12 protein-coding genes and 2 pseudogenes are annotated in these 13,638 nt (G+C 59.6%); 7 read left to right on the top strand and 7 right to left on the bottom strand.

Going from position 1 to position 13,638, the window contains the following annotated elements; all coding sequences use genetic code 11:
• Window positions 1-90: 90 nt before the first annotated feature.
• Together SK53_RS09820 and SK53_RS09815 are read left to right on the top strand one after the other, a co-directional pair.
• The gene (locus SK53_RS09820) at window positions 91-1,155 is read left to right on the top strand and encodes an efflux RND transporter periplasmic adaptor subunit (protein WP_032608790.1); all 1,065 of its coding nucleotides are present in this window, start codon (window positions 91-93) and stop codon (window positions 1,153-1,155) included.
• 9 nt (window positions 1,156-1,164) lie between these two features.
• Window positions 1,165-4,320 (top strand): efflux RND transporter permease subunit, encoded by a 3,156-nt coding sequence (locus SK53_RS09815; RefSeq protein ID WP_048209206.1) that lies wholly within the window; start codon window positions 1,165-1,167, stop codon window positions 4,318-4,320.
• Here SK53_RS09815 and SK53_RS09810 read toward each other — a convergent pair.
• Window positions 4,250-5,371, bottom strand: a complete 1,122-nt coding sequence (locus SK53_RS09810; protein ID WP_003858868.1) for a YbdK family carboxylate-amine ligase — start codon at window positions 5,369-5,371, stop codon at window positions 4,250-4,252. The genes SK53_RS09815 and SK53_RS09810 overlap by 71 nt on opposite strands.
• A 105-nt stretch (window positions 5,372-5,476) precedes the next feature.
• Here SK53_RS09810 and SK53_RS09805 point away from each other — a divergent pair, with 105 nt between their 5' ends.
• Window positions 5,477-6,367 (top strand): oxidoreductase, encoded by an 891-nt coding sequence (locus SK53_RS09805; RefSeq protein ID WP_048209204.1) that lies wholly within the window; start codon window positions 5,477-5,479, stop codon window positions 6,365-6,367.
• Between the two features lie 53 nt (window positions 6,368-6,420).
• Here the strand turns inward: SK53_RS09805 and SK53_RS09800 are convergent, their stop codons facing one another.
• From SK53_RS09800 to SK53_RS09785, 4 genes and pseudogenes are all read right to left on the bottom strand, one after another.
• Window positions 6,421-6,855, bottom strand: coding sequence for a hypothetical protein (locus SK53_RS09800; RefSeq protein WP_003858863.1), 435 nt, complete (start codon window positions 6,853-6,855; stop codon window positions 6,421-6,423).
• On the bottom strand, window positions 6,852-7,208 hold the full coding sequence (locus SK53_RS09795) for a tlde1 domain-containing protein (protein ID WP_048209202.1): 357 nt from the start codon (window positions 7,206-7,208) through the stop codon (window positions 6,852-6,854). The genes SK53_RS09800 and SK53_RS09795 overlap by 4 nt, the downstream gene beginning before the upstream one ends.
• Window positions 7,209-7,218: 10 nt before the next feature.
• A complete protein-coding gene (locus tag SK53_RS09790; protein ID WP_048209200.1) occupies window positions 7,219-7,710 on the bottom strand; it encodes an Hcp family type VI secretion system effector in 492 nt (163 codons plus the stop codon).
• A gap of 343 nt (window positions 7,711-8,053) precedes the next feature.
• Window positions 8,054-8,277, bottom strand: a pseudogene (locus SK53_RS09785) (glutamate-cysteine ligase family protein); the annotation flags it as partial.
• On the opposite strand from SK53_RS09785, the pseudogene SK53_RS09780 reads away from it, so the two are divergent.
• Window positions 8,273-8,425 (top strand): annotated as a pseudogene (locus tag SK53_RS09780) (ketopantoate reductase C-terminal domain-containing protein); the annotation flags it as partial. The pseudogenes SK53_RS09785 and SK53_RS09780 sit on opposite strands and share 5 nt — an antisense overlap.
• 369 nt (window positions 8,426-8,794) lie before the next feature.
• Window positions 8,795-9,463 carry an epoxyqueuosine reductase QueH gene (locus tag SK53_RS09775; protein ID WP_023296073.1) on the top strand — a complete coding sequence of 223 codons (669 nt, stop codon included), beginning with the start codon at window positions 8,795-8,797 and terminating at the stop codon, window positions 9,461-9,463.
• 223 nt (window positions 9,464-9,686) lie between these two features.
• Here the strand turns inward: SK53_RS09775 and SK53_RS09770 are convergent, their stop codons facing one another.
• Both SK53_RS09770 and SK53_RS09765 read right to left on the bottom strand, forming a co-directional pair.
• Window positions 9,687-9,881, bottom strand: coding sequence for a hypothetical protein (locus tag SK53_RS09770; protein ID WP_023315576.1), 195 nt, complete (start codon window positions 9,879-9,881; stop codon window positions 9,687-9,689).
• Between the two features lie 290 nt (window positions 9,882-10,171).
• Window positions 10,172-11,053 carry a LysR family transcriptional regulator gene (locus SK53_RS09765; RefSeq protein WP_022650550.1) on the bottom strand — a complete coding sequence of 294 codons (882 nt, stop codon included), beginning with the start codon at window positions 11,051-11,053 and terminating at the stop codon, window positions 10,172-10,174.
• Between the two features lie 105 nt (window positions 11,054-11,158).
• Here SK53_RS09765 and budA point away from each other — a divergent pair, with 105 nt between their 5' ends.
• Entirely contained in the window at window positions 11,159-11,938 is a 780-nt protein-coding gene (gene budA, locus SK53_RS09760; RefSeq protein WP_086581289.1) for an acetolactate decarboxylase, read from the top strand.
• A 13-nt stretch (window positions 11,939-11,951) separates the two neighbouring features.
• Window positions 11,952-13,631, top strand: coding sequence for an acetolactate synthase AlsS (gene alsS, locus SK53_RS09755; RefSeq protein ID WP_003858847.1), 1,680 nt, complete (start codon window positions 11,952-11,954; stop codon window positions 13,629-13,631).
• Window positions 13,632-13,638: the final 7 nt, after the last annotated feature.

Raw genomic sequence — 13,638 nt, 5'->3', positions numbered from 1 at the left:
ACCCTCTCCCACAGGGAGAGGGAACCCTGACCGCCCTCTCCCTGTGGGAGAGGGCCGGGGTGAGGGAAAACAACGCCGAGGTACTTCTTAATGAAATTCCCACTCCTGTTCGCGCTCCTCGCCTGCACCCTGCAACCCGCATTCGCCGCAGTCATTCCCGTTCGCGTCGCCACCGTGGAGCAAACCGCCCACGCCGCCGAGCGCCAAATTCCGGGCCGCATTGAAGCTATCCACACCGTTGAACTGCGTGCACGTACGGAAGGCGTCATCACCAGAATCCACTTCCGCGATGGCCAGTATGTGAAAAAAGGCGACGTGTTGTTCGAACTGGACGACGCCGAGCCGCGCGCCGCCCTGCGTCTGGCGCAGGCCGAAGTGAAAAGCGCCGAAGCCACGCTGCGTCAGGCGCAGCAGCAGCTGTCCCGCTTCGAAAGCCTGGGCAGCAGCAACGCCATCAGCCGCCACGACGTGGACAACGCCCGCATGCAGCGCGACGTCGCCAGCGCCGCGCTGGAGCAGGCGAAAGCCCGGCTCGACACCCGCAGCGTCACTCTCGACTACACGCGCATTATTTCACCGATTGACGGACGCGTGGGGCACAGCAACTTTCACGTCGGCAGCCTGGTGAATCCTGCCAGCGGTGTGCTGGTGGAGGTGGTGCAGCTCGATCCGATCCGTATCGCCTTTGCGCTGGAAGAGGGCGCGTTTGCCACCAAAGCCGGACAGCATGCGGATATCAGCGCCATGAAGCAGGCCTGGCAGGCGCTGATTGACAGCAACGGCCAGCGCATCAGCGGGGAACTCACCTCCGTGGACAACCGCATCGACCCGCGTACCGCCAGCGTGATGCTGCGTGCCGAGTTCGCCAACCCGCGCCATCAGCTGCTGCCCGGCGGCAATGTGAACGTTTACCTGCGTCCGGCAAGCGAGCTACCGGTGCTGACTCTGCCCGCCGCTGCCGTACAGCAGAATGGCGACGGGTTCTTCGCCTGGGTGATTAACGCCGAGGATAAAGCCGAAATGCGTCCGCTGAAGGTCGCCGGGCAGATCGGCCAGCAGTTCCAGATTGCCTCCGGCGTGAAGCCCGGTGAGCGAGCGATTACTGACGGTGCGCAGCGCGTGCAGCCAGGCGCAACCGTCCAGATATTGAATTAAGGAGCCATCATGCTGACGTTTTTCATCAAACGCCCGCGCTTTGCGATGGTGATTGCGCTGGTCATCACCCTGCTGGGGGCCATCGCGCTGAGGATTATTCCGGTGGAGCAGTACCCGCAGATCACCCCGCCGGTCGTGAATGTGTCAGCGTCATGGCCGGGCGCCAGCTCGGCTGACGTGGCGGAGGCCATCGCCACGCCGCTGGAAACGCAGCTGAACGGCGTGGATCACATGCTCTATATGGAGTCCACCAGTTCGGATGAGGGCTCTTACAGCCTGAACATCACCTTTGCGGCGGGCACCGATCCGGATCTCGCCGCCATCGATGTGCAGAACCGCGTGGCGCAGGCCGTGGCGCAGCTGCCGACCGAGGCGCAGCAAAACGGCGTGCAGGTGCGCAAGCGGGCCACCAACCTGATGATGGGGGTAAGCCTTTACTCACCGAACAACACCCACACGCCGCTGTTCGTCAGCAACTACGCCAGCACCCAGGTGCGCGAGGCGCTGTCGCGTCTGCCGGGCGTCGGGCAGGTACAGATGTTTGGCGCACGGGACTACAGCATGCGCATCTGGCTGAGGCCGGACCGCATGAACGCCCTGAACGTGACCAGCGATGACGTGGCGCAGGCGCTGCGCGAGCAGAACGTGCAGGGGGCGGCGGGCCAGGTCGGCACGCCGCCGGTGTTTAACGGCCAGCAGCAGACGCTGACCATTAACGGGCTGGGGCGCTTAAACCAGGCCGACGACTTTGCCAATATCATTATCCGCGCCGGGGAGATGGGGCAGCTGGTGCGCCTGAAGGACGTCGCCACCATCGAGCTTGGCTCGCGCAGCTACAGCTCTGGCGCGCAGCTGAACGGGCACGACTCCGCCTACCTCGGCATCTACCCGACGCCGTCCGCTAACGCCCTGCGCGTGGCCGATGCGGTGCGCGCGGAGCTGGAACGGTTATCCACGCGCTTCCCGGACGATCTGGTCTATGAAGTCAAATTCGACACCACCTCGTTTGTGGCCGCCACCATCAAAGAGATTGGCGTCTCGCTGGCGCTGACGATGCTGGCGGTGGTGGTCGTGGTGTCCCTGTTCCTGCAAAGCTGGCGCGCGACGCTGATTGTCGCCCTTGCCATTCCGGTGTCGCTGGTGGGCACCTTCGCGGTGCTCTATACGCTCGGCTACTCCGCCAATACGCTGAGCCTGTTCGCCATCATTCTGGCGCTGACCATGGTGGTGGATGACGCCATCGTGGTGGTGGAGAGCGTCGAAACGCTGATGGCGGAAGGGCAGAGCCGCACGGCGGCGACCGCGCTGGCGCTGCGCCAGATTGCCGGGCCAGTGATTGCCACCACGCTGGTGCTGCTGGCGGTGTTTGTACCGGTGGCGCTCCTGCCAGGGATCGTGGGCGAGCTGTACCGCCAGTTCGCGGTGACGCTCTCGACCGCCGTGACGCTCTCAAGCCTGGTGGCGCTGACCCTGACGCCCGCGCTCTGCGCGCTGCTGCTGCGCCCGCGACCGGCACAGCCCGCCGCCGTTTTCCGTGGGTTCAACCGCGGGCTGGACGCCACGCGCACGCTTTACACCCGGATCGTGAGCGTGTTCAACCTCCGTCCGTGGCTGGCGCTGCTGGCCACCGCAGGCGCGGCGGCGGTGGTGGTATTCAGCTTTATGTCGATGCCAAAGGGCTTCCTGCCCCAGGAGGATCAGGGCTACTTCTTCGCCAGCGTCCAACTGCCGGAGGCAGCCTCGCTGGAGCGCACCGAAGCGGTGATGACCACCGCGCGCGAGCTGATCGCTAAAAACCCGGCGGTAGAAGACGTGATTCAGGTCTCCGGGTTTAACATCCTCAACGGCACCAGCGCATCGAACGGCGGGTTTATCTCCATCATGCTCAAAGACTGGAGCGAGCGTCCGCCGCTGGATGAGGTGATGGGCACCCTTCAGCGACAGCTGCTGGCCCTGCCGGAAGCCACCATCATGACCTTTGCGCCGCCGACGCTGCCGGGGCTGGGCAACGCCTCCGGCTTCGACCTGCGCATTCAGGCGCAGGCGGGGCAAAGCCCGGCGGAGCTGGAGCGCGTGACGCGTGAGGTGCTGGCGAAAGCCAACCAGCACCCGCAGCTGAGCCGCGTGTTCACCACCTGGAGCAGCAACGTGCCGCAGATGACGCTCACCGTTGACCGCGAGCGCGCGGCCCGCCTCGACGTGCCGGTGTCACGCATCTTCAGCAGCCTGCAAACCGCTTTTGGCGGCACGCGCGCCGGGGATTTCAGCGTCAACAACCGCGTCTACCACGTGGTGATGCAGAACGAGATGCAGTGGCGCGAGCGCGCGGAGCAAATCAGCGAGCTGTTCGTGCGCAGCAACAGCGGCGAGCGGGTGCGTCTGAGCAACCTCGTCACCATCACGCCGACCGTCGGCGCGCCATTTATTCAGCAGTACAACCAGTTCCCGTCGGTATCGGTGAGCGGCTCGGCAGCGGAAGGGGTGAGCAGCAGCACCGCAATGGCGGCGATGGGCGAGATTCTGGCGGAAAACCTGCCAGCCGGGTACGACTACGCCTGGAGCGGCATGTCGTATCAGGAGCAGCAGACCGGCAATCAGGCGATATGGATTGTGCTGGCGGCGGTGGTGATGGCGTGGCTGTTCCTCGTCGCCCAGTACGAGAGCTGGACGCTGCCGGCGAGCGTGATGCTCTCGGTGCTGTTCGCCATCGGCGGGGCGCTGGTCTGGCTGTGGCTGGCGGGCTACGCCAACGACGTGTATGTGCAGATTGGTCTGGTGCTACTGATAGCCCTCGCCGCCAAGAACGCAATTCTTATCGTGGAGTTTGCCCGCGCCCGGCGCATGGACGGAATGGCGATTGTCGATGCCGCACGGGAGGGAGCATCGCGCCGCTTCCGCGCGGTAATGATGACCGCCGTGTCGTTCATTATCGGCGTCCTGCCGATGATGCTGGCGACCGGGGCGGGCGCCCAGAGCCGCCGCATCATCGGCACTACGGTCTTCAGCGGCATGCTGGTGGCGACCGTAGTGGGGATAGTGTTCATCCCGGCGCTGTTCGTGCTGTTCCAGCGCCTGCGCGAGTGGGGCCACGGCCTTACGGACTCGTCGCCCACAGCTCACAGTGCTTCTGCACCAGAGAAATCAGCGAGCCGCCATCGGCGATAAAGTCCCGCATGCGCTGCGCCTCGCTCTTGCCCTGCTTTAACAGCAGGGCAATTTCCTTGATTGCGCTTGTCGCGCCGAGCTTCTCGGCGGACGGCGCAACCTGCTCCAGCAGCCAGGCGATATCTTCCGCCACGGTTTTGTGCTCGCCGGTATGCACGTCTGTCAGAATGCCTTCCAGCCCGTAGCGACAGGCCTGAAAACGGTTAAAGCGATACAGCAGAAAATCCCGTTCCTGATGCTTATACGGCCGCGCGGTCAACAGCCAGTGCGACGTCGCCTGAATAAGCCCGGCGATGTTAATCGCGTGGCCGAGCGTCAGCGGCGTATCCATTACCCGCACCTCCACGGTGCCAAAATGCGGGCTGGGGCGGATGTCCCAGTGCAGATCCTTAATGCTGTCGATCATGCTGGTGGAACTCAGGCGGCGGAACAGCCCCTCGAACTCCTGCCAGCTGTTGACCCACGGCATCTGTCCGTTATCCGGGAAGCCCGAGAAGATGTTGAGACGCGATGAGGCGAACTTCGTGTCCGTGCCCTGCATATACGGTGATGCGGCGGCCAGGGCGATAAAGTGCGGCACAAAGCGCGACAGGCCGTGCAGTAGATAAATTGCGTCGTCCCCGGTCCGACAGCCGACGTGTACGTGCTGGCCGAACACCGTCGCCTGCAAAATCAGATAGCCAAAGCGCTCCAGCGTGACGTTATAGCGCTCGTCGTCACACACCTCCTGACGCTGCCACTTCTGGAACGGGTGCGTTCCGCCGCCGCAGATCTGGATGTGATGCTCCGCCGCCGCGCGCAGGATGCTCTGCTGCATCACCGAGAACTGCGCCGCTGCCTGGTCGATGGTCTGGCACACGCCGGTGGCGATTTCGAGCATGCTTTCGGTAATGTCGTGTTTGACTTCGCCCCCTTTGATGTCGTCTTTGACGGCGGCGATGAGGGCAGAGGAGTCCTGGCTCAGATCGTAACCCGGCGGGTTAACCACCTGGAGTTCGAGCTCAATGCCGAGGGTATAAGGTTCAGAGGATTTGAAGTCGGGTAAAGGCATGGCGCACTCCGTTGTCTGTTATGAATTGAGTATAGACAATGGGCGTGGCGCGCTCTTTTCAGGGTGGTATAACTGATTGCAGGCTTAGCAAAAGGGGAGTGACCCATGTCTGACTATCCAACCATTGCGCTGACAGGACCCGGTGCGATTGGGACCACCATCGCCGCGGTGCTGCATGAAGCGGGCCGCACGCCGCTGCTGTGTGGTCGCACCGCGCATCCGGAACTGCGCCTGCGTCATGATGAGGGTGAAATTGTGGTGCCCGGTCCGGTACTCACCGATCCCAGCGTCATTACGCGCCCCGTTGACCTCGTTTTTTTGGCGGTAAAAACGACGCAAAATGCCAACAGCGCCGGTTGGCTGCGCGCCCTGTGCGATAAACACACCGTGGTCTGCGCGCTGCAAAACGGCGTGGAGCAGAAAGCCCAGCTTGCGCCTTTGGTCAATGGCGCAACGGTGCTGCCGTCGGTGGTGTGGTTCCCTGCGCAGCGCGAGCCGGATGCCTCCGTCTGGCTGCGCGCCAAACCGCGCCTGACGCTGCCGGACGTGCCGCAGGCGCAGCGGGTGGTCGAAGCGCTTCGTGATACGCGCTGCGCGGTTGAGCTCTCGGAAGATTTCCCCACCGTCGCCTGGCGCAAGCTGCTGCAAAACGCGGTCGCCGGGCTGATGGTGCTGGCCAATCGCCGCGCCGGGATGTTCAGGCGCGAGGATATCAGCGAGCTGGCGCTGGCCTACCTGCGCGAGGGGCTGACCGTCGCCCGCGCCGAAGGGGCGAAGCTGGACGATGCGGTGGCGGAGGAGATTCTGGCGAACTTTCAGCGCGCGCCAGTGGATTTGGGCACGTCGATTCTTGCCGACCGTCAGGCGGATCGTCCGATGGAGTGGGATATCCGCAACGGCGTGATACAGCGCTATGGCCGCAGGCACGGGATTGCGGTGCCCGTCAGCGACGTGGTGGTGCCGCTGCTGGCGGCGGGGAGCGAGGGGCCGGGGTGAGCCAGGGGCTGGCGAAAGGGAAAGACCCGGCCGTTGTGCGCCGGGTAACTCTCTTACTTACCCTGACGGGCTTTCTCAGCGTTTAGCTCTTCCATTGTTGCTTCCAGGATCCAGAGGCACTGAGCACCCTCAACCGTATCCAGCAGCGCCCGGCGGGTGCGCTGATAGAACGCGTCGACTTCGGCGGGGGATTTCTCTAGAGGCGGCGTGCAGACGATATCGCTGCCAACCATGTGCGGCCACTTTCCCGCGTCAATGGTCTGGAGCGCTTTCAGTGTGGCGCTGGTGTTTGTTGTGAGCGCTGCGGCCAAAGCATCCTCCAGCAGTTGCGCCTGCCTGACGTCAGCCGTGGCAGCCAGCGTTGGGGCTTGCTCAATCCAGTGTGTGTCACCTGAGGCGATTCCATGAAGTGCTGATGGCCAGTCAGTGCTGGCTGCAATGGCTGGGACAGTGAGCGCACAAAGCAGCAGGACGATTGGATATTTCATCGCACTACCTCAAGCTCACCGCCGTCACGAAGGATTTTACGTCGCGTTGACAGTGAGAGAATAATGCACCCCTCCGAAGCAAATCCGGCTGGACCGTACTTATGGTCACCATGAATGCGGAACTCTGTACGACCAAAACTCTCTCCCGAAGTTTGCTCAAGGATAATGGTAATGGGTCCTTTAGAATTCGAATGTCCCGCAATTTTATATGTTCCGCGCGGCAATGGACCCAGACCCTTCACATGCTGACGGTCCGGATTATTTTTATTGGTAAGGGCACCGGAATATCCTGTCTCAATTAATTTGCCGTCTTTATACATCTTGCCAGTTGATTGCTCATACTTCCATCCCATAACGTTCTCCTTATGCCGTCTTACGGTCATTCCAGCTATCTGAATGCATGATGTTACCGTCCACGTAGCGCCAGGTAATTTTTTCATAGAGCAGCTCTATCAGCTCAAGATGGTTATGCTTCTCATAGTCAGGATCTTTGATATCAAGCATCATTGGACAGACGCTGGCGATCTTCACGCCTTCCAGAAGGGTGGAAAAATATTCCACTTCCTGACCAGCATCGTTGATACGGTAAAACTTTATCTCTGCGGATTTTAGCTTCTGGCCCGTGCTAACAGCCTTGTACAAATAGGGGCTGGAAGCGTCGATCTCTTTATCGAAAGAATAGGGGGAATGGATGCGAAGACTTGTCGCCTTGCCGTTATGCTTGTCCGTGGGCTGCATTATGCCGTGATTTAAGGCGATAATCTCGATGCTACCTTCACGTCCATATATATCGACAGAGCCTTTTATATCGGCGCCGCCGTCATCTTTAAGCCATAAATAAGCTGGAATAGCCATTTGTTTAAAACTCCATTTAAGGAAATCCTGAAAAGACCTTATGGTTTAGCTAGTTACGTAACTAGTGCAACGCTAGCGCGTACAAAATTGGCCGTCAATTTTGTACAGGGTGGATATAAAACGATCTGCGGTTTCGTTGATGCAAATTAAGAAAGTATGGGGGCTTATGGTTTGGATCTGGATAAATTGTTAATGATTAATACGGTGGTTTTGCTTAAATAATAATTAAGTGAATATTAATTGAAGATGTAATAAATACTTGAATGTTTATTGGGTATTCTGTCTATTTGACTCTTTATTAATTGTTTAAAAACGCATAACGGCTCGTCTGAATATCCACCTATCCGTAGCGACACACCTGAAAACGGTAAAGAGGTACCGCAGAAAATCCCGTTCCTGATGCTTATAAGGCCGCGTGGTCAGCAGCCAGTGTGACGTGGCCTGGATCAGCCAGGCGATATTAATCGCGTTGTTGAGCGTCAGCGGCTTATCCGTCGACCGCACCTGCATGGTGCTAATGTGCGGGCTGGGGCGAATGTCCCAGTGCAGATCTTTAATGCTGTCGATCCTGTCCGACCGTCAGGCGGATCGCCTGATGGAGTGGGACATACGCAACGGCGTGATCCAGCGCTATGGCCGCAGGCACGGGATTGCGGTGCCCGTCAGCGATGTGGTGGTGCCGCTGCTGGCGGCGGGGAGCGAGGGGCCGGGGTGAGAGAGATAGTGGTATTAACGTCTGGGGAATTGGTCTGGGTGAAAACCTCGCATCAGTTCCCTACAAACGCACTCACCGGCAAACCAAAACGCTTCGCCAGCGCGCATATGATCCAGCGTTAACGTGCCTGATCTATCTTGGTCTGAAATATTTGTTTAATTTGCGTAGCGTATTCAGGAATTGCTTGCTGAGAAGAAGTGCAGCGGAGATAGTTTTGCTAACCAGGTTATATAGAAACGTGTGAAAGATGCGTCCGCTATGTGTCAATAACAGGCATTGCGGGATATGTATGAGACTGGCCGCCATTCCCGATAGCACAGCTCTGATGCTACACTGTTTTCAGTCCTCATTACCTCATCAAATAAATTTATGACTACCGCTGATTTCAAACGCCCTAAACTAGAACTCCCAAACGGGGCTGATAAACTGCTGCTGCACTCCTGTTGCGCTCCGTGTTCTGGTGAGGTAATGGAGGCGATCCAGGCCTCAGGGATCGACTACACCATCTTCTTCTACAATCCGAACATTCATCCGCAGAAAGAGTATCTGATTCGTAAGGATGAGAATATTCGCTTTGCCGAACAGCACGGCGTACCGTTTATCGATGCGGATTACGATACAGATAACTGGTTTGAGCGCGCCAAAGGCATGGAATGGGAACCCGAGCGCGGCATTCGCTGCACCATGTGTTTTGACATGCGCTTTGAGCGGACTGCGCTTTACGCCGCTGAAAATGGCTTCAACGTGATTAGCAGCTCACTGGGCATCTCTCGCTGGAAAAATATGCAGCAAATCAACGACTGCGGTCAGCGAGCCGCCGCCCACTATCCGGGTATGGTCTATTGGGACTATAACTGGCGGAAACAGGGCGGTTCGTCGCGCATGATTGAAATCAGCAAGCGCGAGCAGTTCTACCAGCAGGAATACTGCGGCTGCGTTTATTCACTGCGTGACAGCAACCTGCACCGCAAATCCCAGGGCCGTCCTCTCATTCAGATCGGTAAGCTTTACTACGGTAAAGAAGACGACCAGGCCTGATTTTATGTCACGCCCTCTGTGGCGTGACCGCCTTCCTGTGCATTCCTCTAACAATTGCATGCCCCACCCGGCACGAACAGTAATTTTTAGTCATGAGATGGCTGAAAGTCGATCTGGCATCGAAGCCTGCTGAACGCTCTTAACCGTCATTCATCAAACAACGTTGTCCTTTGTGTAAGGCCGACTCAGTGAGCCGTTATATAAGGCTCCTTCACAAACTCCGCTAACAACCCAGCAGTTGCTTACAGAGCGTAGAAAATGTCACCGCATCGTCCATTTCCACCAGTACGCTCACGTACGCCGCACAGGTGCCAGCCAGTTCAAAGAGATCCGCAGAATCGGGAAGTTGCAGGTGAAGAAGGTGATGAACAGCGCTTTCTTCAGCGTGTACGTATGAAAATCCAGGGGTAGTCGCCATTTAGCATCCTCGTTGTCCAAAAAAAATGTCATGTCATGTTAACGGGTTCCTACGCCCGGTTACGGATGTGCCGCAACGCAGGCACTTTACGACCGCGGAGAAGGGATGAAAAGGGATGCCCCTGAATTACATAAGGTTGCTTAAAAGTTTGCGAGGCGGCTTCCAAAGGGCATTGCCGGGTGGCGGCTGCGCCTTACCCGGCCTACAAAACCGCCAACAAGCCAACCAACCCGCGACACGAACCGTAGGCCCGCGCAAGCGCAGCGCCGCCGGGCACAGCCACACCGTAGCTACCCCTCGCTCATCATCGCCAGAAACCGCTTCACCGTCCGCGAACGCTCAAATCGCCGCCAGCAGAGTGCGATATCGGTATAAAGCTCCGGTGAGCGCAGCGCATGGTAGGTGACATTCGGCGGCGAAATAGCGGCCATGGATTTCGGCACCAGCGCGAACCCGCCGCCCGCGGAGACCATGCTCAGGGAAGAGGAAAGTTGTGAAGATTGCAGCGTGTGTTGCATATCGATCCCGGCCCGCTCGCAGCTGCCGTAAACGCGGTCATACAGCCCCGGCGCGACCTCCTGGGGAAACAGCACCACCGGCGTATCCCGCAGCTCCTCCAGCGCCAGATCGCCACACGCTGCCAGGGGATGATCGCGATGCAGCGCCACCACCATCGGCTCCCGGTCGAGGATTTTTAGCTCGAACACCTTACTGCTCTCGCACGGCAGGCGCACAAAGGCGATATCCAGCTCACCCTCCGCCAGCATCGTCGTCAGCGACGACATATTGGCTTCCACCTGGTGAACCTGCACCGCCATGTTCTGCACCTGAAACTGGCGAATCAGGGCGAAGATTTTGGGATGAAAAGCATCTGAACTGGTGATGCCAATCGACAGGCTGCCGTTCAGCCCGCGCGCGATGCCCCGGGCTTTCTCCAGCGCGGCGTCGCTCAGCGCCAGGATCTTACAGGCGTCCTCATAGAAGGCTTCTCCCGCCTCGGTCAGCTCCACGCCCCGCGTCAGGCGCCTGAACAGCGGCGTGCCCACTTCCTCTTCGAGCCGTTTGATCTGCTGACTCAGAGGAGGCTGTGAAATACCCAGCGCTTTGGCCGCCCTGGTGAAGTGTCGCTCGCGTGCTACCGCGACAAAATAGCGCAGATAACGAAGTTCCATATCAAAAACGTCTCAAACCAGCATGGATTCTATATTGGAACTCTCTGCTGAATCGGGTCAACATTTATTTAACCTTTATAAATAAAGTTGAAGAGGACGGGCATGATGATGCATTCATCTGCATGCGACTGTGAGGCGAGCTTATGCGAGACCCTGCGCGGGTTCTCGGCTCAGCATCCTGACAGCGTGATCTATCAGACATCGCTAATGAGCGCCCTGCTAAGCGGCGTCTACGAAGGGGAGACGACCATCGCCGACCTGCTGGCACACGGTGATTTTGGTCTCGGTACCTTTAACGAGCTGGACGGTGAAATGATTGCCTTCAGCAGCCAGGTGTACCAGCTGCGCGCCGACGGCAGCGCCCGCGCCGCGAAGCCGGAGCAAAAAACGCCGTTCGCGGTGATGACCTGGTTCCAGCCGCAGTACCGCAAAACCTTCGACGGGCCGGTCAGCCGTCAGCAGATCCACGACGTGATCGACCAGCAGGTCCCCTCCGATAACCTGTTCTGCGCGCTGCGCATCGACGGCAATTTCCGCCACGCGCACACCCGCACCGTACCGCGCCAGACGCCGCCGTACCGGGCGATGACCGACGTGCTGGACGACCAGCCGGTGTTCCGCTTTAACCAGCGCGAGGGCGTGCTGGTGGGGTTCCGCACCCCACAGCATATGCAGGGCATTAACGTGGCGGGCTATCACGAACACTTTATCACCGACGACCGTCAGGGCGGGGGCCACCTGCTCGACTATCAGCTGGAGAACGGCGTGCTCACCTTCGGCGAAATCCACAAGCTGATGATTGACCTGCCCGCCGACAGCGCGTTTTTACAGGCCAATCTGCACCCCAGCAACCTTGATGCGGCTATCCGCGCCGTCGAAAACTAACAGGAGAACTACCGTGAACAGTGAGAAACAGTCACGTCAGTGGGCGCACGGCGCCGATATGGTTGTCGGCCAGCTGGAAGCGCAGGGTGTGAAGCAGGTGTTCGGCATACCGGGCGCAAAAATCGACAAGGTCTTTGACTCCCTGCTGGACTCCTCCATCGAGATTATCCCGGTGCGTCACGAGGCGAACGCGGCGTTTATGGCGGCGGCAGTGGGGCGGCTAACCGGCAAGGCCGGGGTCGCGCTGGTCACCTCCGGGCCGGGCTGCTCCAACCTGATCACCGGCATCGCCACCGCCAACAGCGAAGGTGACCCGGTGGTCGCGCTGGGCGGGGCGGTGAAGCGGGCAGATAAAGCGAAGCTGGTGCACCAGAGCATGGATACCGTCGCCATGTTCAGCCCGGTGACCAAATACGCCGTGGAGGTCAATTCGCCTGACGCGATTGCCGAGGTGGTGTCGAACGCGTTTCGCGCTGCCGAGCAGGGCAGGCCGGGCGGGGCGTTTGTCAGCCTGCCGCAGGATATTGTCGACCAGCCCACCACGGGGGCGATTTTACCCGCCAGCACCGCGGCGCTGATGGGCCCGGCGCCGGAGTCAGCCATCAACGAGGTGGCGAAGCTTATCGCGAAGGCCAAAAACCCGGTCATCTTACTCGGCCTGATGGCCAGCCAGCCCGCCAACAGCGCCGCGCTGCATAAGCTGCTGGAGAGAAGCCGTATTCCGGTCACCAGCACCTATCAGGCCGCCGGGGCGGTGAATCAGGAACACTTCACCCGCTTCGCCGGACGCGTCGGTCTGTTTAACAACCAGGCGGGCGATCGGCTCCTGCATCTGGCGGATCTGATAATCTGTATCGGTTACAGCCCGGTGGAATACGAGCCGTCCATGTGGAACAGCGGTGACGCCACCCTGGTGCACATTGACGTGCTGCCCGCCTATGAGGAGCGCAAGTATGTTCCCGATCTGGAACTGGTTGGGGATATTGCCGCCACGCTGAATCTGCTTGCCAGCCGAATCGAGCACAAGCTTGAACTCAGCCAGCGCGCCTCGGAAATTCTTGTCGATCGCCAGCATCAGCGGGACCTCCTCGACCGTCGCGGCGCATCGCTTAACCAGTTTGCCCTGCATCCGCTGCGCATCGTGCGCGCCATGCAGGACATCGTGAACAACGACGTGACGCTCACCGTCGACATGGGCAGCTTCCACATCTGGATCGCCCGCTACCTCTACAGCTTCCGCGCGCGTCAGGTGATGATCTCCAACGGTCAGCAGACCATGGGCGTGGCGCTGCCGTGGGCGATTGGCGCGTGGCTGGTCAACCCGGGGCGCAAGGTGGTCTCGGTCTCCGGGGACGGCGGCTTTTTGCAGTCGAGCATGGAGCTGGAAACCGCCGTACGCCTCAACGCCAATATTCTGCACATCATCTGGGTGGATAACGCCTACAACATGGTGGCCATCCAGGAGGAGAAAAAATATCAGCGTCTCTCCGGCGTGGAGTTCGGCCCGGTCGATTTCAAAGCCTATGCCGACGCGTTCGGTGCGAAAGGCTTTGCCGTCGAGAGCGCCGATGCGCTCGAACCGACGCTGCGTGCGGCAATGGATGTCGATGGCCCGGCCGTGGTGGCCATTCCCGTCGACTACAGCGATAACCCGCTGCTGATGGGCCAGCTCCATCTCAGCCAGATTTTGTGAATCAATA

This window comes from Enterobacter sp. MGH119 (assembly GCF_001037675.1).
Classification (GTDB): Bacteria; Pseudomonadota; Gammaproteobacteria; order Enterobacterales; family Enterobacteriaceae; genus Enterobacter; species Enterobacter hormaechei_C.
This window is presented reverse-complemented; position numbering and strand designations above follow the sequence as displayed.